The following is a 17,046-nucleotide window of genomic DNA, read 5'->3' on the forward strand; positions in this document are numbered from 1 at the left end:
TTCTGGTGTGGGGGAATCGTGCATGCCCATGACCGGTAGGCGACGTACTCGCACCACCTCCCCCACTCCGCCCCGGCCCCGCAAGGCCAAGCTGCTGTACGCGAGCGCCTTAGTCGCATGCGCGTCGGTCGCCGTCGGATGCGGGGTCATCCCTGGTGCCACGGGGGGCTCCGGGGATGGCCCCGTCAAGGTGATGACCTGGGCCCCCGAGAAGACCAACGCGACGAACAAGCCCGGCATGCCGGCGCTGGCGAAGGCGTACGCCCGCTGGGTCAACGCCCACGGCGGCATCAACGGCCGGCAGCTGGAGGTCCTCACCTGCAACGACCACAACGACCCGGTCGCCGCCTCGCACTGCGCGGAGCGGGCCGCGGACGAGAAGGTCGTCGCGGTCGTGGGGTCCTACAGCCAGCACAGCCGCGCGTTCCTCTCCCCGCTGGAGAGCGCGGGCATCCCGTACATCGGAGGCTTCGGCGTCACCGACGACGAGTTCACGAGCCCCGTGTCCTATCCCGTCAACGGCGGCCAGGGCGTCCTGCTGGCGGGCCTCGGCGAGCAGCTCGGCAAGAACTGCGGACCGGTCTCGCTGATACGCCCGGACACCATCGCGGGTGACGAGCTGCCGGTGCTGCTCGACGCCGGCCTGAAGGCGCTGGGGCACCCGCAGGCCGCGGACCAGCGGGCGGCCGAGGACGCCACCGAGTACTCCCGGCCGACGCAGCTGGCGCTCCAGCACGCGACGTCCGAGCCGAGTCGCCAGGGCTGCGTGGTCCCCGCGCTCGGCGACCGCACGAACACCTTCATGGACTCGTTCCGGCGCGACAGCACGGACTACCGGAAGGTGCACACGGGGACGGTCATCGGCAGCATCGACCAGTCGCAGATCGACGCCACCGGCGGCAAGTCTGGCCCCTACGAGGGTTCGTACGTCACCGGCTGGTACCCGACCGCGAACGACGCGCGCTGGTACCCGATGCGCGCGATGCTCAAGGAGCAGGCGTTCGGCGACAACCGGATCGACCCCGCCGACGCCGGGGTGCAGACCACCTGGATCGCCTACACCGTGCTGAGGAAGGTCATCGAGTCGCTCGGCGCGGGGGAGATCTCGCCCCTCACCATCCGGCGCGAGCTCGACGACGGCCTCAAGGTGAACACGGGCGGGCTCACGCCCACCCTCAGCTGGCGCTTCGACGCCCAGACCGCGGCCGCCGACTTCCCGCGCCTGGTCAACGCCGACGTCACCTTCCAGGTCATCCGCAACGGTCAGCTGACCTCGCAGCGGGGCGGTTTCGTCAACATGGCGAAGACGCTGGCCACCGCCGACTAGAGCGGTCCTCCCGGTTCCGTTCCCGGCAGTCGGGACCGGGCGGTGACGACGAAAGCCCGGCCCCCTCGCCGTTCGGTGAGGGGGCCGGGCTTTTCGCACGGGTCACAGCTGGGTGCGGGTCCGCTGCGTCAGGCCGTACTTGGACGCGATGGAGTTCCAGAGCCTGGCGGCCTTCTCCTTCTCCGCGGAGGCCGTGCCGCTGGCCGCGTCACCGGCCTGGGTCTGCCCTGTGGTGCGGGCCTGCCCCTTGTGGCAGCCCTTCTTGCCGTTGCCGACCTGGTCGGCCCAGGCCGCGTAGTGGTTGTCGGCCGCCGCGGAGGCCTTCCACGCGTTGGTGAGAGAGGTCGACAGCTGGTCGTGGTTCGGCAGCTTGTCGACCGCGACGGAGGCGAGCCGGGTGACCAGCTCGCCGCGCTGCTTGGCGGCGTCCCGCAGATCACTGGCCGCCTGGCCGAGGTTGTTGCACGCCTTCACGTTCGCCACGGCGTTGATCACCGAGCCGCGGCTGCTGGAGCTGTCCGCGAGGAGCTTGTCCAGCTCGACGGCCTGCGCCTTCACGGGGTCGGTGCCCGGCGCGGGCGAGCCCTGGCCCGCGGGCGCGGTCGCGGCCACCGTCTTGCCGGTGTCGTCCGTACCGCCGCCACCGCCTCCGCCGCCGCTGAGCAGGGCGCCGGCGCCGACACCGAGCACGATGATGCCCACACCGACGGCCGCGATCACCGGAACGCGCGAGCCGCCGCGGCCACCACCGCCACCGTCGGACGGACCGCCACGCCGCCCGGCAGCCCGGCCGCCGAGCCCGCCGGGGCCGGGCTGGGCGCCGTACATGTCACCCGCGCCGTGCGGGGGCTTGGGGGCGCCGCCGTCGATACGGGGCAGCATCTGCGTCGAGCCGGCCGCGGCCGGCTCGCTGCGGAAGAGGTTGTCGAACTCCGCCGGGGGCTGCCGCTCGCCGGGCGCGCCGGCGGGTATGCCGTAGCCCCCCGACGGCTGCGCGGGCACGGGCGGGATGTACTGCGTGGCGTCGGCGTCCGAACCGCCCTGCGCCGTCTGTCCGAGGTACTGCGGGGCTCCGGTCCCGATCTCCGGCGGCAGCGCGCCCGGACCGACCGGCGGGATGAACTGGGTGGCGCCCTCGTCCGGCGCGGCGGCGACCGGCGGGATGAACTGCGTCGCCCCCTCGTCGGCGCCCGGGGCGGCCGGTGTGAACGGGATGTACTGGGTGGCGCCGTCCTCGCCGCCGGGGGGAAGCGGAACGCCCTGCTGCTCCTGGGACCCGTAGGCGGCGTAGCCGTCGTATCCGGCGGCCGCGTGCGAGCCGTGCGCCCCCGGCGCATAGCCGTTCCCCGCGCCGTACGCCGAGGACGGAGCGCTCTCGGGCGGGAGCGGCGCGGAGCCGGATCCCGGCTGCCCGAAGCCCTGCGCCTGCTGTGCGCCGTGCGCGTCCGGCGCCGACCAGCCCTGGGAATCGGAGGGTACGGAGGCACCCCACGACTGGGTGGCGTTCACCGGCGCGCCCCAGCCGTCACCGGACTGCGGGGCCTGGGAGGCCGACTGGCCGGGGCCCCACTGCCCGCCCCAGGCCGGACCGCCGGCCGGGGTGGCACTGTCACCCGTCGTGCCCGGCAGCAGCGGCTCGCTGCCGTCGGAGGGCAGCACGATGCCTTCGCGCGCGGGCTGCGCCGAGGGCTCCTCGCCCTGTCCACTCTGCGTCACCGGGACTCCTACGAATGGGGGACCTTCGGAATCATCGGCTCACGCTACCGGGTCCCCGCGACCCGCTGCTACGCAGCACCTGGAGTGACCTCCGCACCGTGTGACACGGGTAACGAATCCGCCCCCGATTGCGCTGTATCTCACTCCCTTCCCCCACGGCGCCCTCGTTTTCCCGGAGTTCACGTCAGTACGAGCCATATGTTCACGGGAGCGGAGCCGGAAGCCGCGGAAGAGAAATGATCACACCGCGCGCCGGCGGCCCCGGTCCTCCTGCCCGGCCTCCCGCAGGGCCCCGCCCCCGTGACCGCTCACGCCGCCGCTTGCAGCTCCATGCGCGCCCCGAACTCCCGCACCACGGCCTCGTCACGGAAGGGCTGGAGGCGCTGTTGGAGGTCCTCCAGATACTCGGCGCCCCGGTTGGAGCGGAGCGTGCCGAGGAGTTCGACCGCGCGCAGACCGGTGTGACAGGCCTGCTCCACCTCGCGCTTCTGCACCTGTGCCGTGGCGAGCAGCACATAACCGATGGCCCGGCGGCGGGCACGCGACTCGGGATGGCCGGCCAGCGACTCCTCGGCGCACCGCGCGGCGGCCTCGGCCTGGCCGAGGTCACGGTGGCAGTGGGCCAGCTCGTCGGCCAGATAGGCCTCGTCGAAGTGCGCGATCCACGCCGGATCGTCCCCGGAGGCCGCGTCCGCGTTCTCCAGGGCCGTGACGGCCCGGCCGGACGCCACCTGGGCGGCGCGCGCGTCGCCCAGCAGCGCGTGCCCGCGCGCCTCGGCGGCGTGGAACATCGACTCCGCCCGCGGAGTCACCCGGCCGCGCGCCCCTTCCTGGGCCGCGCGGGCCAGCTGCGCGATCTCGCGCGGGTTCCCGAGCTGGGCGGCCAGGTGGCTCATGGACGCGGCCAGGACGTAGCCGCCGTAACCGCGGTCGCCCGCCGCCTGGGCGAGCCGCAGCGCCTGGATGTAGTAACGCTGGGCGAGCCCGGGCTGGCCGGTGTCGATGGCCATGTAGCCGGCGAGCTCCGTCAGCCGGGACACGGCCGCGAACAGCTCGCGTCCGACCGCCTCGCGGTAGGAGCCGGCGAGCAGCCCGGAGACCACGCTGTTCAGGTAGTGCACGACGACCGGGCGCACGTGCCCGCTGCCGTACTGGTGGTCCAGGTCGACGAGGGCCTGGGTCATGGCGCGGACCGCCGCCACGTCCGAGAGCCCGACACGCGGCCCGGCCGAGCGGGCCACCTGCGAGTCGGGGGAGGAGATCAGCCAGTCGCGGCTCGGCTCGACGAGCGCGGAGGCGGCGACGGACGACCCGGACAGGAAGTCCCGCCGTCCCACGTCGCTGCGCCACAGCTCGCAGACCTGCTCGATGGCGCCCAGTATCGTCGGCGAGAACTGGAGACCGACGCCGGACGCCAGGTTCTTGCCGTTGGCCATGCCGATCTCGTCGATCGTGACCGTCCTGCCGAGCTTGCGCCCCAGCGCCTCGGCGATGATCGCCGGAGCGCGCCCCCGGGGCTGCTGGCCGCGCAGCCAGCGCGCGACGGACGTCTTGTCATAGCGCAGGTCGAGCCCGTGCTCCGCTCCGCACATGTTCACCCGGCGGGCCAGCCCGGCGTTCGAGCATCCCGCTTCCTGGATGAGCGCCTGAAGCCGCTCGTTCGGCTGCCTGGCGATCAGAGGCCTTGCGGCCATGGCGTACCCCCCTGTGGCTGCGGTGCCTGCCCGCGCACCGAGTTGACGTGCCCTCACCGGCCGGTCGCGTCCGGGCGACCGGCCAGGAAGATCAATGCCCCGCGGACATACCGAAGATGCGAGACATGTGAGGATTGCCGGGGCGGGGGCGATCGCCCGACCCCACCCCTGGTTACCCGCTACCGGCTGCCGTTCCTCCCGCGCGCCCCCACACGTGCATCCATGCGCCCCAGGCGGGGAATCGATGCTCCTCCCCCGCGCGCGTGTCCCCCGTAACCCGGGCCGGACGCGGGAGTTGAGATCCACGTGGAAGAGACCATCGCAGGCACCGAGTCCGCACAGATCCCCCAGCAGCGTGGCGAGTCGCTGCGGGAAACCGCCGTGCGCTATGCCGAGGAACGCCACTGGGACGTGTTCCCCGGCACCTGGCTGGAAGCGGCCGGCGGAGTGCAGCTCTGTTCCTGCGGCGACCCCGCCTGCGCCGCCCCCGGCGCGCACCCCGCGCGCGAGGACTGGGCGACCCTGGCCACCGGGAGCGTGACCGTCGCGGGGCGGCTCTGGTCCTTGCAGCCGTCCGCGTCGATCCTGCTGCCGACGGGCCGCACGTTCGACGCGATCGACGTGCCCGAGTCGGCCGGGTTCCTGGCGCTCGCCCGTATGCGGCGGATGGAGCTCGCCCTCGGCCCGGTGACCTGCACCCCGGACCGCCGGATGCAGTTCTTCGTGCTGCCCGGGGCGGTGGCGAAGATCCCCGATCTCGTACGGGCGCTGGGCTGGACGCCGGCCTCGCTCGACCTCACCACGCTCGGCGAGGGCTCCTACGTGGCCGCGCCGCCGACCCGGGTCGGCTCCCGGGGCGCCGTGCAGTGGGCCTGCCGTCCGACCCCCGCCAACCGCTGGCTCCCGGACGCGGAGGAGCTGATCTCCCCGCTGGCGTACGCGTGCGGGCGGGACCGGTAGCGGGCGGGGCGGACCGGCGCGAGTCCGGCGGATCGGCCGGGACCCGGCGGGAACGGGTTCTTGGCGGTCATGGGCGCTTAGGGTGCCTGTATGAGCGAGGGAGCGAAGGACGGCGGTGTGCCCGCCGTACGTGTGCGGGGGCTCTGGAAACGGTTCGGCGAGCAGGTCGCCGTGGCCGGGATCGATCTGGAGCTTCCCTCGGGGCAGTTCATCGGGCTCGTCGGGCCGAACGGGGCGGGCAAGACCACCACGCTGTCGATGGTGACCGGGCTGCTCAGGCCCGATCAGGGCACCGTCGAGGTGGCCGGTCACGACGTCTGGCGCGACCCGGTGGAGGTCAAGGCCCGGATCGGTGTGCTGCCCGAGGGGCTGCGGCTCTTCGAGCGGCTCTCGGGCCGCGAACTGCTGGCGTACAACGGGCGGTTGCGGGGCCTTCCCGGCGCCGAGGTCGACAAGCGCGCCACCCAGCTCCTCGACGTCCTCGACCTCGCGGGCGCCCAGCACAAACTCGTCGTCGACTACTCGACCGGCATGCGCAAGAAGATCGGCCTGGCCTGCGCGCTCCTGCACAACCCCGAAGTCCTGTTCCTGGACGAGCCGTTCGAGGGGGTGGACCCGGTCTCCGCGCAGATCATCCGGGGCGTTCTGGAGCGGTACACCGCCTCCGGCGCCACCGTCGTCTTCTCCTCCCACGTGATGGAGCTGGTCGAGTCGCTGTGCGACTGGGTCGCCGTCATGGCGGCCGGACGCATCCGCGCGCACGGCCCGCTCGCGGACGTACGCGGCGGCGCGCCCTCGCTCCAGCAGGCCTTCCTGGAGCTTGTCGGCGCGCACGGCCGCGGGACCGGGGCCGACCTGGACTGGCTGGGCGGCGGGGCACCCCGGTGAGCGCCGCGACCGGCGTCTCCGGCGCGTCCCTCACTCCCGTCGTCGTCCGTCTGAAGCTGGCGCTCCTGCGCAACGGGCTGCGGCAGTCGGCCGGGCGGCGGGCCGCGTTCATCGCCTCCACGGTGCTCGTGCTGCTCTTCGCCGTGCTCCAGCTGATCGGCCTGATCGCGCTGCGCGGGAACACGCACGCCCAGGCCGTCGGGGTCCTGCTCACGGTGATCCTGGCGGTCGGGTGGACCGTGATGCCGCTGTTCTTCCCCAGCGGCGACGAGACCCTCGATCCGACCCGGCTGGTGATGCTGCCGCTGCGGCCGCGGCCGCTCGTCCGGGCGCTGCTGGCCGCCTCCCTGGTCGGCATCGGCCCGCTCTTCACGTTCTGTCTGCTGCTCGGCGCGGTGATCTCGGTCGCGCACGGGGCGGCGGCCTACGCGACGGCGGTGGTCGCCCTCGGTCTCGCCCTGCTGGTCTGCGTGGCCCTCGCCCGGGCCGTCGCCGCCGCCAACATCCGGCTGCTGTCCAGCCGCAAGGGCCGCGATCTGGCGGTGCTCAGCGGGCTGGTCGTCGCGATCGGCGCCCAGTTGGTCAACTTCGGCGCGCAGCGGCTCGGTTCGGCGGGCGGGCTGTCGAAGCTGGACCCGGTGACGGACGTGCTGCGCTGGATCCCGCCCGGGTCGGCGATCGGCGCGGTGGACTCGGTGAGCGAGGGATCGTACGCGGCCGGGATCGTCCAGCTCGCGCTGTGCGCGGCGGCCCTGGCGGGGCTGCTGGCGCTGTGGTCCCGCCATCTGACCCGGCTGATGACCTCGCCCGACGGGTCCACGCTCCAGGCTGCCGAACCGGCGGGCCGCGAGCGCGGCCCGTCGGGGCTCCGGCGCCTGCTGCCGGCCGGACGCACCGGCACGGTCATGGAACGCAGCCTGCGGTACGTGTGGCGTGATCCCAAGACGAAGGCGGCCTGGGTGACCTCGCTGGCCATCGGTCTGATCGTGCCGGTGTTCAACGCGCTCCAGGGCACCGGCTCGGTGTACTTCGCGTGCTTCGCGGCCGGGATGCTCGGGATCCAGATGTACAACCAGTTCGGGCAGGACACGTCCGCGTTCTGGATGGTCGCGCTGACGATCTCCTCGACCCGCGACGCCTACGTCGAACTGCGCGGGCGCGCGCTGGCCCTGCTGCTGATCACCCTGCCGTACGCGACCCTCGTGACCGTGGTGACGACCGGGCTGCTCGGCGCGTGGGCGAAGCTGCCCGAGGTGCTCGGCCTGTCCTTCGCGCTGCTCGGCGCGATGCTGGCCACCGGCGCCTGGTCCTCGGCCCGCTTCCCGTACTCGATCCCCCAGGAGGGTTACAAGAACGTGGCCCCCGGTCAGGGCGGTCTCGCCTGGATCGCCATTTTCGGCGGCATGATCTCGGCGGCGCTGCTCGCCGCGCCCGTCATCGCCCTGACGATCTGGCTGAACGTCAGCGCCGGCGGCGACCGCTGGACCTGGCTGCTGCTGCCCGTGGGCGCCGGCTACGGGGCACTGATCACGCTGGCGGGGCTCAGGCTCGCGGCGCCCCGGACGGCGGGGCGGCTGCCGGAGATCCTGGCGGCCGTCAGCAAGGGGTGAGGCTCATCGGCTTCCGCCGGTGAGCACACCGTCGAGGAACGGCTCGATCGCGCCGCGCCAGGCCTCGGGCCGGTCGTAGTGGACGAGGTGGCCGGCGTCCGCGACCTCCGCGTACTGGCCGCGCGGCAGGACCCGGACCATCTCCTGGGACTCGGCCCGGCCGAGCTCGCCGTCCAGGCCGCGGACGACCAGGGCGGGGCACCGGACCTGGGCGAGCTCCTCCCAGTGGGCGTCGTACACCCAGGTCTGGCGGGACTTGAGCATCTGTTCGGGTTCGAAGACGGGGCGCCAGCCGTCGGAGGACTCGTGCATCACCTCGGCGTAGAACTCGCCGCGGGCCGGATTGCGGCGCTCCACCCAGGGATCGTCCTCGCCGAACCACTTCCGGACGTCGGCGAGGGTGGCGAAGGGGACGGGCCAGGCCTTGAACCAGTCCTCCCACTCGCGCTGGGAGGCGGCGCCGAGCGCGGAGGCCCGCATGTCACAGATGATCAGGGCGCGGACGAGGTCGGGGCGTTTGGCGGCGAGCTGCCAGCCGGTCAGGGCGCCCATCGCGTGGCCGACCACGACGGCCGGTCCGAGGCCGAGCTGGTCGAGGGCGGCTTCGGCGTCCTCGACATAGGCCTCACGGGTGTACTCGGCCTCCGGGGCCTTGTCGCTCTGGCCGTGGCCGCGCTGGTCGAGGGCGACCGCGCGGTGCCGCTCGGAGAGCCAGCGGGCGGTGGACGCCCAGTGCGAGGCGCGGCCCATGAGGCCGTGCAGTAACAGCACGCCGGGCGCCCTCGGGTCCTCGTCCTTGGGAGGATCGGCGAACTCCCAGGCAGCCAGGCGTACTCCGCCCGCTCCCGTCACGTCGATGCGCCGCACCATCGGTAATGGCACCCCCCTAGCTCGCTCGGACCTCGCACCAGCACTTCCTCCCGGCCGGTCCATCCGTACCGCTTCCTGCCGCTGTCCCGCCGTGCCGGTCGATGTCCCTCGTGCGCTCCCGCCACATCGTCACGTTATCGAATGCGGATTCGAAACTGGCCTTTCCGGCCGCAACACCCCTCGTTCGAGTGACCGCCCACCAGGATTGACGGCCGTCGCCCGGGGGAGATCTTCTGCGGGAGGCGGACCGCTCGGGGAAAACGGTCCGAAGGGAATGACCCTGGGAGCTCGGGGCTCCGGGTCAGCACAGGGGAGGACAGGCCCCGGCGCCGGAAGGCGCCGGGGCCCTCGCCACGTCTGCGGCACATCCTTGCGCCCCCTCCCCGACCGCGCACCATCGCTCCCGGACACGGTCAAGAGCCCTCAGGTCATATGCCTCACGCGACAGCCTCGCACGCAAACGGTCGCGGCGCTGCGATTCGGCACACTGAATCTTGGTTTCGACAAGGTCGCGAAAACATCACAACTGCCCCTGTCGTCACAGCAGTTGACGCGCCCGAGGCGGTACGGGACGGGTGGGTCCCAGGGTGTCCGGCGTGCTCCCGGACGCCGACGTGGAGGTCAGCGGCTGCCGGCCTCCGGGTCTGCGCCCGGGAGCTGCCCCTCGCGGGTACCGGAAGGAGTCAGCGCTTGGCGACGAACACGTGCGAGGCGATGTCCGGCTCCAGCTCCGCGGCTTCACCGCCGCTGCCGACGAGGACCCCGCCGGCCGACTCCGTCACGCTGACCACGGAGCCGGGCTGCACGCCCGCCCGCCGCAGCGTGTACATCAGCTGGGCGTCCGTCTGGATCGGCTCCCCGATCCGGCGCACGACCACGGTCTTGCCGTCGACACCCGGGTCCAGCTCGGACAGCGAGACCATGCCCTCGTCCAGGAACGGGTCCGCGCCGTCCTTCTCGCCCAGCTCCTCGAGGCCCGGGATCGGGTTTCCGTACGGCGACTCCGTCGGGTGGCGCAGCAGCTCCAGCACCCGCCGCTCCACCGCCTCGCTCATCACGTGCTCCCAGCGGCAGGCCTCCGCGTGCACCTGCTCCCACTCCAGGCCGATCACGTCGACGAGCAGGCACTCGGCGAGCCGGTGCTTGCGCATGACCCGGGTGGCCAGCCTGCGCCCCTCGTCCGTGAGCTCCAGATGCCGGTCGCTCGCCACCGCCACCAGACCGTCGCGCTCCATCCGCGCCACGGTCTGGCTCACGGTCGGGCCGCTCTGGTCGAGCCGTTCCGCGATCCGGGCGCGCATGGGGACAACGCCTTCCTCCTCCAGCTCGAGGATGGTGCGGAGATACATCTCCGTGGTGTCGATCAGTCCGGACATTCGTGCCCCTCGATTAGCTCTGCCGGAGACTCGATGGCCCACCGGCGTGTGCGCTGGCCCTGAACTCAATTCTGACGCATAGCACTGACAACCGTGCCTCGCCGTTCGAACCGCTTGTCACCGATCGCCCCGGAATCCCCTGGGACAGGGCGCGGGACCCACCCGTGCACGCCCCGTGACCGCGCCCCGGAGCGCCGCCGCAAGCCGTATTGACAGGGCAGTGGTCCAGACCGCAACGTGATCCGCGACACGACGGGAGTACGGCCACGCCGGGCGACCGGTTCAGCCGTCCACCCGCCCTGCGCCGACGAGACGTCCAAGCCGACGAGACTTCTAAGGGGCTTCGCCGATGAGCGACAGCAAGCTGGCCGGGCAGTTCTTCGACGCCGCGATCGGTCTGCTGCGGCAGGTGCGGGACGAGGACGCCGGGGAGATCGAGGCGGCCGGGACGCTGATCGCCGACACCGTCGTGGACGGCGGCCGGCTCTTCGCCTTCGGCGCCGGTCACTCCTCGCTCGCCGCGCAGGACATCGTCTACCGCGCGGGCGGCCTGGCCCTGATGAACCTCCTCACGGTGCCGGGAGTGGTCGGCGTCGACGTGATGCCCGCGACCCTGGGCTCCGCCCTGGAGCGGGTCGACGGGCTGGCGAGCGCGGTCCTCGACTCCAGTCCGCTGCGCTCCGGCGACCTGCTGGTGATCATCTCGCTCTCGGGCCGCAACGCGCTCCCCGTGGAGATGGCCATGAAGGCGCGCGCCCTGGGGGTGAAGGTCATCGGCGTCACCTCCGTCGCCTATGCCACCGAGACCTCGTCACGGCACGTGTCCGGCACCTACCTCAAGGACCACTGCGACGTCGTCCTCGACTCGCGCATCCCCATCGGCGACGCCGAGCTCACCCTCGACTCCATCGAGGCGCCCTTCGCCCCCGCGTCGACCGTCGTCACCTCGGCCCTTCTCCAGGCCGTCATGGCCACCGCGGCCGGCGACCTCGCGGACCGCGGCGTCGAACCGCCCCTGCTCCGCTCGGGCAACGTCGACGGCGGCCACGAGTGGAACACCCGGGTCATGACGGAGTACGGGGACCGGATCTTCTACCGGCGCTGACCGCGTAGGGCGCCGAGGGCCACGGCGGGAGGGGCCCGGCGGGAGGGGCTCGGCGGAGGGCGGCGCCCGCGTCCTCAGGGCTCGCCGGCCAGCTCCTCCAGGTCCAGGGCCATCGCGATCCGTACGGCCACGTCCTCCGCGTACATCGCGTCCGCGCGCTCGAACCGGCTGCGGCCCGCACTGCGCAGGAACGTCACCACCCCGAGCGTCCGTCCCCGGCTGCGCAGCACCGCGCACAGGGCGTGCACGGAGTCGCGCGGCCACTGCCGGGCCAGGGCCCACTCGCGCGCCTGCTCGGGGTCGGCGGCGGCCGCGTCGGCCCGGACCGAACCGGCGCGGTCCACGCACTGGAGGGCGGGGTGCCCCTCGCCGTAGCGCAGGGGCAGTCCGGCCTTGCCGGTGATGTGGCTCGGCCCGGGCGCCCCGGCGGGCGTCGCCACCGTCCGGACGAGCCGTACGGGCCCCTCCCCGTCCGGCGGGCCGCCCCCGGCCACCCGGTCGACCAGGGCGTGGTCGGCGAAGCCCGCGAGGGCGAAGTCGAGGTGGACGGCGGCCGCCTCGCCCGGGTTCTCGCACTCGGCCGCGGCCCGCGCGGCACGGTGCAGCTGGTTGGCGCGGAAGCGCAGCAGCGCCGCCTCCTGCTCGGTCTGCTTGGCCTCGGTGACGTCCTGGAAGAGCCAGCCGACGCCGAGGGGCACGGGTTCCTCGGCGAGCGGCGAGGCCAGCCGCACGAAGCCGCTGAGCCAGCACCGCCGGCTGTCGCCCTCCGGCGAGCGCACGTTCACCCACATCTCGGCGGGAGCCGGGGGCGCGCCTTCGGACAGGACGTGGGTGAGGGCGCCCTCCAGCTCCTCGACCCCCTGGGAGAGCAGGTCGCCCAGGGGCCGGCCGAGGACGGAGCCGCGTCCGGCGCCGAGGGCCTGGGCGGCGTGGGCGTTGACAACGGCGGGCCGCAGGTCGGCGTCCACCAGCACCACGCCCCAGGCGGCGTCCGCGAACAGCGCCTCGCTCAGGGCGATCGAGCGTTCGAGGTCGATCTGGGTGTGCACCTCGCTGAAGGCGCAGTACACGCCGGCGGGCTTGCCGTCCGGGCCGCGCACGGCGGCGGACTGGGTGCGCACGAGCACCCGGCCGCCGTCCTTGGTGAGGAGCGCGAACTCGTGCACCTGTCGGCCGGGCGCCTCCATGGCGGACATCAGCCGGCCCTCGACCTCCTCGGCGTCCGCGGTCCGCACGGCCCAGCCGGCGAACCCGCGCCGCCCCACCGCCTCGGCCGCCGTCCACCCGAGAATGCGCTCGGCCTCGCGGTTCCAGTGGGTGAGGACCCCGTCGGCGTCGAAGGCGCACAGGGCCGCGTCCATGCCGTCCAGCAGCGCGGCGAGCAGATCCGAGCCGTCCCGCTCGGGCTCGTCGGGCCCCAGCTCGTCGGTGGTCCCACTACGCCGGGATGCACTCACCTGGACCCCCTGCTGGCTGCGTCCGTGCGAAGGGCGCGACAGTTCACTCACTCGTCACCATTCAACTCGAACGTGACTCAGCCCACACCTCGTTCCTCGAAGATGAGGGAAAACCCTGCGTGCCGCGAACAAAATGTGCGCCGCGAACGACGCGAATAAATCGCTTGAGCCTCCCGGGACGGGTTCCTAGAGTTGTCCCCACGTAGGAGAGGAGGTGGTTCGGCTCATGACGGAAACCCGGACATACGAGGTGGCTGCGGGCTAGCGGCCCGTTGTCGGACTCGGTTCGGCGCCGGACCGGCACGCGTGCAGCGTGCAGCCGGCCCAATCCAACGCAGTCACCCGACCCGTGAGCTCGCCGGTACGTCCGGCCGGCCCCGTCGCCGCGAGGCGGAGGGACCCGAGCTCACGGGTCGTTCGCGTTTCCCGGCCCGTTCGCGTTTCCCGGCCGGCTCGCGTTCCCCCGGCCCGTTCGCGCTCCCCGGACCGTTCGCGTTCCCCGGCCCCGTTCCGAGGAGCCGGCCGCCCAAGTGACCCGGGTCACAGGCCCTTCGCGGGGACCGCAGTACGCTGTGGCCATGCCTCCGATGCTCGTCCGACGCCGCCACGTGGATTTCGTGCGCGTCACGAGCATGGGCTGTCGGCGCTCCGCCTGACCGGCCCCCTTCGCGCAGCCTCTTCCCCTCCCCCGGCACCCGTGGCCCCCGCCCCACCCCTGGCGGCCGCCCGGGTACCCGTACACCCCGCGGACGCATCTCATGACGACGAACACGTCTTCCACGCCTGCCCCGACCGGGCAGCTCCCCTCGTACCCCTCGTACCAGCAGCTTCCGATCATCGACCTCTCGGCGGCCGACCGCGGCCCCCAGGCGCGGGCGCTGCTGCACGCGCAGCTCCACAGCGCCGCCCACGACGTGGGCTTCTTCCAGCTCGTGGGGCACGGAGTGACCGAGGCCGAGACCGGCGCGCTGCTGCGGGCCATGCGCCGGTTCTTCGCGCTCCCCGAGGCCGAGCGGCTGGCCCTCGACAACGTCGGCTCACCGCACTTCCGCGGATACACCCGAACGGGTGATGAGCGCACCGGCGGCAGCCAGGACTGGCGGGACCAGCTCGACATAGGCGCCGAGCGGCCCGCGCGGCCTCCTCGCCCCGGTGAGCCCGCCTACTGGTGGCTCCAGGGGCCGAACCAGTGGCCGGCCGCGCTGCCGGAGCTGCGGACGGCCGCGCTGACCTGGATGGAACGACTGAGCGAGGTCGCGGCCCGGCTGCTGCGCGAGCTGCTGACCTCGATCGGGGCTCCGGCCGGGTTCTACGACCCGGTCTTCGGGGAACGGGCGCATCCGCATCTGAAGCTGGTGCGCTATCCCGGGAGCTCCGGCGACGGGGCCGGCCAGGGGGTGGGCGCGCACAAGGACTACGGGTTCCTGACGCTGCTGCTCCAGGACAGTGTCGGCGGGCTCCAGGTGCAGCGCGAGGACGGCCGTTTCCACGACGTGCCGCCGCTGCCGGGCGCCTTCGTGGTCAATCTGGGCGAGCTCCTGGAGGTCGCCACGAACGGATACCTGCTGGCGACCAACCACCGGGTGGTGAGCCCGGCAGGTGCCACCGAGCGGTTCTCGGTGCCGTTCTTCTACAACCCGCGCCTCGACGCCCGGGTCGAGCCGCTGCCCTTCCCGCACGCCTCCGGCGCGCCCGGCGTCACCGACGACCCCTCGAACCCGCTGTTCGCCGAGTACGGGCTCAACGAGCTCAAGGGCAAGCTGCGGGCGCACCCGCTCGTCGCCGCCCGCCATCACGCGGAGCTGCTCGCTCCGGCGTGATGACCGGCGGCCGGCCCGGGGTCAGTGCGCGATGTCCCCGTATCCCTCGATCTCCTGCGGGCCGCGCGAGCCGGGGCCCACGTAGTGCGCGGAGGGGCGCACCAGACGGCCGGTGCGCTTCTGCTCCAGGATGTGCGCCGACCAGCCCGCGGTACGGGCGCACGTGAACATGGACGTGAACATGTGCGCCGGGACCTCGGCGAAGTCCAGGACGATGGCCGCCCAGAACTCGACGTTGGTCGCGAGGACGCGGTCAGGGCGGCGGGCGTGCAGCTCGGCGAGGGCGGCCTTCTCCAGTGCCTCGGCGATCTCGAAGCGGGGGGCGCCCAGCTCGCGCGCGGTACGGCGCAGCACCCGCGCGCGCGGGTCCTCGGCGCGGTACACGCGGTGGCCGAAGCCCATCAGGCGTTCGCCCTTGTCGAGTGCCTGCCGGACGTAGGCGTCGGCGTCGCCGGTGCGCTCGATCTCCTCGATCATGCCGAGGACACGGGAGGGGGCACCGCCGTGCAGCGGGCCCGACATGGCGCCCACGGCCCCGGAGAGCGCCGCGGCGACGTCCGCGCCGGTCGAGGCGATCACGCGGGCGGTGAAGGTGGAGGCGTTCATGCCGTGCTCGGCGGCCGAGGTCCAGTAGGCGTCCACGGCGGCGACGTGCTTGGGGTCCGGCTCTCCGCGCCAGCGGATCATGAAGCGTTCGACGACCGAGTGGGCCTTGTCGATCTCGTTCTGCGGGACCATCGGCAGGCCCTGGCCACGGGCGGACTGGGCGACGTACGACAGGGCCATGACGGCGGCGCGGGCGAGGTCGTCGCGGGCCTGCTCGGCGTCGATGTCGAGGAGGGGTTTGAGGCCCCAGACCGGCGCGAGCATGGCGAGCGCGGACTGCACGTCGACGCGGATGTCACCGGAGTGGACGGGGATCGGGAACGGCTCGGCGGGCGGCAGACCGGGGTTGAAGGCGCCGTCGACGAGGAGTCCCCACACGTTGCCGAAGGAGACGTGGCCGACGAGGTCCTCGATGTCGACGCCCCGGTACCGAAGAGCGCCGCCCTCCTTATCGGGTTCGGCGATCTCCGTCTCGAACGCGACGACTCCTTCGAGTCCGGGTACGAAGTCGGACATCAGGCGGCTCCTCGTGATGTGTGCGACGGATGGTGTTGTCGGGGTTGAGGTGACCCTGCGCCCCTGCAGGGGTGCGGTCGACGGTGAGGCGCTGCGCCGGCCGGTTCCACGGTCGTCCGCGGGGACTCCCGAAGGTTCCTCGGGCGTCTGCGCCGACTCGCGGTCCGAAGGCGGTCACCCCGGTGATGCCCCGTACGGCCGGTCCTCCAACCGGAACGGCATCAGCACGATATCCCCGAGTGCCATCTTTAGGGAGAGTACGCGGCACTGAGTGCCACCGCGTGACGAAGCACACCCGCCGCCACCCGCCGCGCGGGCGGGCCCGGATACGGCAGGATGACGGCGTGAACGATCGTTTCCCGGACGAATCCACGACCGAGCCCCTCATCCAGGCCGCGGCCGAGGCCGCCGAGGCCTCGCACGAGGAGATCGCCGACGACCCCGCCTCCATGCGCGCCCACTACCGCGCCGAGGGCCTCGACGAGGGCGATGTCGCCGCGCACCCCATGGAGCAGTTCTCGCGCTGGTTCAAGCAGGCGGCGCAGGCCGCGGTGCGCGGCTTCGTGCACGAGCCGAACGCGATGATCGTCTCCACGGCGGACGCCGAGGGCCGGCCCAGCTCGCGCACGGTGCTGCTCAAGGCGTACGACGACCAGGGCTTCGTCTTCTACACCAACTACGACTCGCGCAAGGCCCTCGAGCTGGCCCGGAACCCGTACATCTCGCTGCTCTTCCCCTGGCACCCGATGGCCCGGCAGGTCATCGTCACCGGGACGGCGCGGCGCACCGGACGGGACGAGACCGCCGCGTACTTCCGCACCCGCCCGCACGGATCCCAGCTGGGCGCCTGGGCGAGCACGCAGTCCCAGGTCATCTCCGGGCGCGACGAGCTCGACTCCCTGTACGCGGAGCTGAGCACCCGCTACCCCGAGGGGGAACAGGTGCCGGTGCCGCCGCACTGGGGCGGTTTCCGGATCGCCCCGCGGACGGTCGAGTTCTGGCAGGGCCGGGAGAACCGCCTGCACGACCGGCTGCGCTACGCGGCCGAGCCCGACGGCAGCTGGCGGATCGAGCGGCTCAGCCCCTGACCGGCGGGCCCGG

The 17,046-nt window shown here is 73.0% G+C and carries 13 protein-coding genes; 7 read left to right on the top strand and 6 right to left on the bottom strand.

Translation table 11 applies throughout. The features are described from left to right. The first annotated feature begins 28 nt into the window (after positions 1-28). Positions 29-1,327, top strand: a complete 1,299-nt coding sequence (locus WJM95_RS13995) for an ABC transporter substrate-binding protein (protein ID WP_339135553.1) — start codon at positions 29-31, stop codon at positions 1,325-1,327. A gap of 102 nt (positions 1,328-1,429) precedes the next feature. On the opposite strand, the gene WJM95_RS14000 is transcribed toward WJM95_RS13995, so the two are convergent. Both WJM95_RS14000 and WJM95_RS14005 read right to left on the bottom strand, forming a co-directional pair. Next, a complete protein-coding gene (locus WJM95_RS14000; RefSeq protein ID WP_339130004.1) occupies positions 1,430-3,043 on the bottom strand; it encodes a hypothetical protein in 1,614 nt (537 codons plus the stop codon). A gap of 308 nt (positions 3,044-3,351) precedes the next feature. Then, complete coding sequence (locus tag WJM95_RS14005; protein WP_339130005.1) at positions 3,352-4,737, bottom strand: transcriptional regulator; 1,386 nt, start codon at positions 4,735-4,737, stop codon at positions 3,352-3,354. Positions 4,738-5,043: 306 nt separating this feature from the next. Here WJM95_RS14005 and WJM95_RS14010 point away from each other — a divergent pair, with 306 nt between their 5' ends. The 3 genes from WJM95_RS14010 to WJM95_RS14020 all read left to right on the top strand — a co-directional run bounded on the left by WJM95_RS14010 (position 5,044) and on the right by WJM95_RS14020 (position 8,195). Next, positions 5,044-5,697, top strand: coding sequence for a bifunctional DNA primase/polymerase (locus tag WJM95_RS14010; protein ID WP_339130006.1), 654 nt, complete (start codon positions 5,044-5,046; stop codon positions 5,695-5,697). 90 nt (positions 5,698-5,787) lie between these two features. Next, positions 5,788-6,585, top strand: coding sequence for an ABC transporter ATP-binding protein (locus WJM95_RS14015; protein ID WP_339130008.1), 798 nt, complete (start codon positions 5,788-5,790; stop codon positions 6,583-6,585). Beyond that, positions 6,582-8,195 (top strand): transporter, encoded by a 1,614-nt coding sequence (locus WJM95_RS14020; RefSeq protein ID WP_339130009.1) that lies wholly within the window; start codon positions 6,582-6,584, stop codon positions 8,193-8,195. The genes WJM95_RS14015 and WJM95_RS14020 overlap by 4 nt, the downstream gene beginning before the upstream one ends. A gap of 3 nt (positions 8,196-8,198) precedes the next feature. Here WJM95_RS14020 and WJM95_RS14025 read toward each other — a convergent pair whose 3' ends face one another. Both WJM95_RS14025 and WJM95_RS14030 read right to left on the bottom strand, forming a co-directional pair. Beyond that, positions 8,199-9,065 carry an alpha/beta hydrolase gene (locus WJM95_RS14025; RefSeq protein ID WP_339130010.1) on the bottom strand — a complete coding sequence of 289 codons (867 nt, stop codon included), beginning with the start codon at positions 9,063-9,065 and terminating at the stop codon, positions 8,199-8,201. Positions 9,066-9,748: 683 nt separating this feature from the next. Then, positions 9,749-10,441 carry a metal-dependent transcriptional regulator gene (locus WJM95_RS14030; RefSeq protein WP_339130011.1) on the bottom strand — a complete coding sequence of 231 codons (693 nt, stop codon included), beginning with the start codon at positions 10,439-10,441 and terminating at the stop codon, positions 9,749-9,751. Positions 10,442-10,790: 349 nt separating this feature from the next. On the opposite strand from WJM95_RS14030, the gene WJM95_RS14035 reads away from it, so the two are divergent. After that, the gene (locus WJM95_RS14035) at positions 10,791-11,546 is read left to right on the top strand and encodes an SIS domain-containing protein (protein ID WP_339130012.1); all 756 of its coding nucleotides are present in this window, start codon (positions 10,791-10,793) and stop codon (positions 11,544-11,546) included. A 74-nt stretch (positions 11,547-11,620) separates the two neighbouring features. On the opposite strand, the gene WJM95_RS14040 is transcribed toward WJM95_RS14035, so the two are convergent. Next, entirely contained in the window at positions 11,621-13,003 is a 1,383-nt protein-coding gene (locus WJM95_RS14040; RefSeq protein ID WP_339130013.1) for a PAS domain-containing protein, read from the bottom strand. Positions 13,004-13,761: 758 nt separating this feature from the next. On the opposite strand from WJM95_RS14040, the gene WJM95_RS14045 reads away from it, so the two are divergent. Beyond that, positions 13,762-14,823 (top strand): 2-oxoglutarate and iron-dependent oxygenase domain-containing protein, encoded by a 1,062-nt coding sequence (locus WJM95_RS14045; RefSeq protein ID WP_339130014.1) that lies wholly within the window; start codon positions 13,762-13,764, stop codon positions 14,821-14,823. 21 nt (positions 14,824-14,844) lie between these two features. Here the strand turns inward: WJM95_RS14045 and WJM95_RS14050 are convergent, their stop codons facing one another. After that, positions 14,845-15,945 (bottom strand): citrate synthase 2, encoded by a 1,101-nt coding sequence (locus WJM95_RS14050; RefSeq protein WP_339130015.1) that lies wholly within the window; start codon positions 15,943-15,945, stop codon positions 14,845-14,847. A gap of 449 nt (positions 15,946-16,394) precedes the next feature. Between WJM95_RS14050 and pdxH the strand changes: the two genes are divergently transcribed. Further along, a complete protein-coding gene (pdxH, locus tag WJM95_RS14055) occupies positions 16,395-17,033 on the top strand; it encodes a pyridoxamine 5'-phosphate oxidase (RefSeq protein ID WP_339135555.1) in 639 nt (212 codons plus the stop codon). Positions 17,034-17,046: the final 13 nt, after the last annotated feature.

The organism is Streptomyces sp. f51 (genome assembly GCF_037940415.1).
GTDB lineage: Bacteria > Actinomycetota > Actinomycetes > Streptomycetales > Streptomycetaceae > Streptomyces.

Coding starts and splice junctions, on each gene's coding strand:
- WJM95_RS14050 (WP_339130015.1), bottom strand. CDS start 15,945: ATGTCCGACTTCGTACCCGGACTCGAAGGAGTCGTCGCGTTCGAGACG.
- WJM95_RS14005 (WP_339130005.1), bottom strand. CDS start 4,737: ATGGCCGCAAGGCCTCTGATCGCCAGGCAGCCGAACGAGCGGCTTCAG.
- WJM95_RS14015 (WP_339130008.1), top strand. CDS start 5,788: ATGAGCGAGGGAGCGAAGGACGGCGGTGTGCCCGCCGTACGTGTGCGG.
- WJM95_RS14025 (WP_339130010.1), bottom strand. CDS start 9,065: ATGGTGCGGCGCATCGACGTGACGGGAGCGGGCGGAGTACGCCTGGCT.
- WJM95_RS14045 (WP_339130014.1), top strand. CDS start 13,762: ATGACGACGAACACGTCTTCCACGCCTGCCCCGACCGGGCAGCTCCCC.
- WJM95_RS13995 (WP_339135553.1), top strand. CDS start 29: ATGACCGGTAGGCGACGTACTCGCACCACCTCCCCCACTCCGCCCCGG.
- WJM95_RS14035 (WP_339130012.1), top strand. CDS start 10,791: ATGAGCGACAGCAAGCTGGCCGGGCAGTTCTTCGACGCCGCGATCGGT.
- pdxH (WP_339135555.1), top strand. CDS start 16,395: ATGCGCGCCCACTACCGCGCCGAGGGCCTCGACGAGGGCGATGTCGCC.
- WJM95_RS14030 (WP_339130011.1), bottom strand. CDS start 10,441: ATGTCCGGACTGATCGACACCACGGAGATGTATCTCCGCACCATCCTC.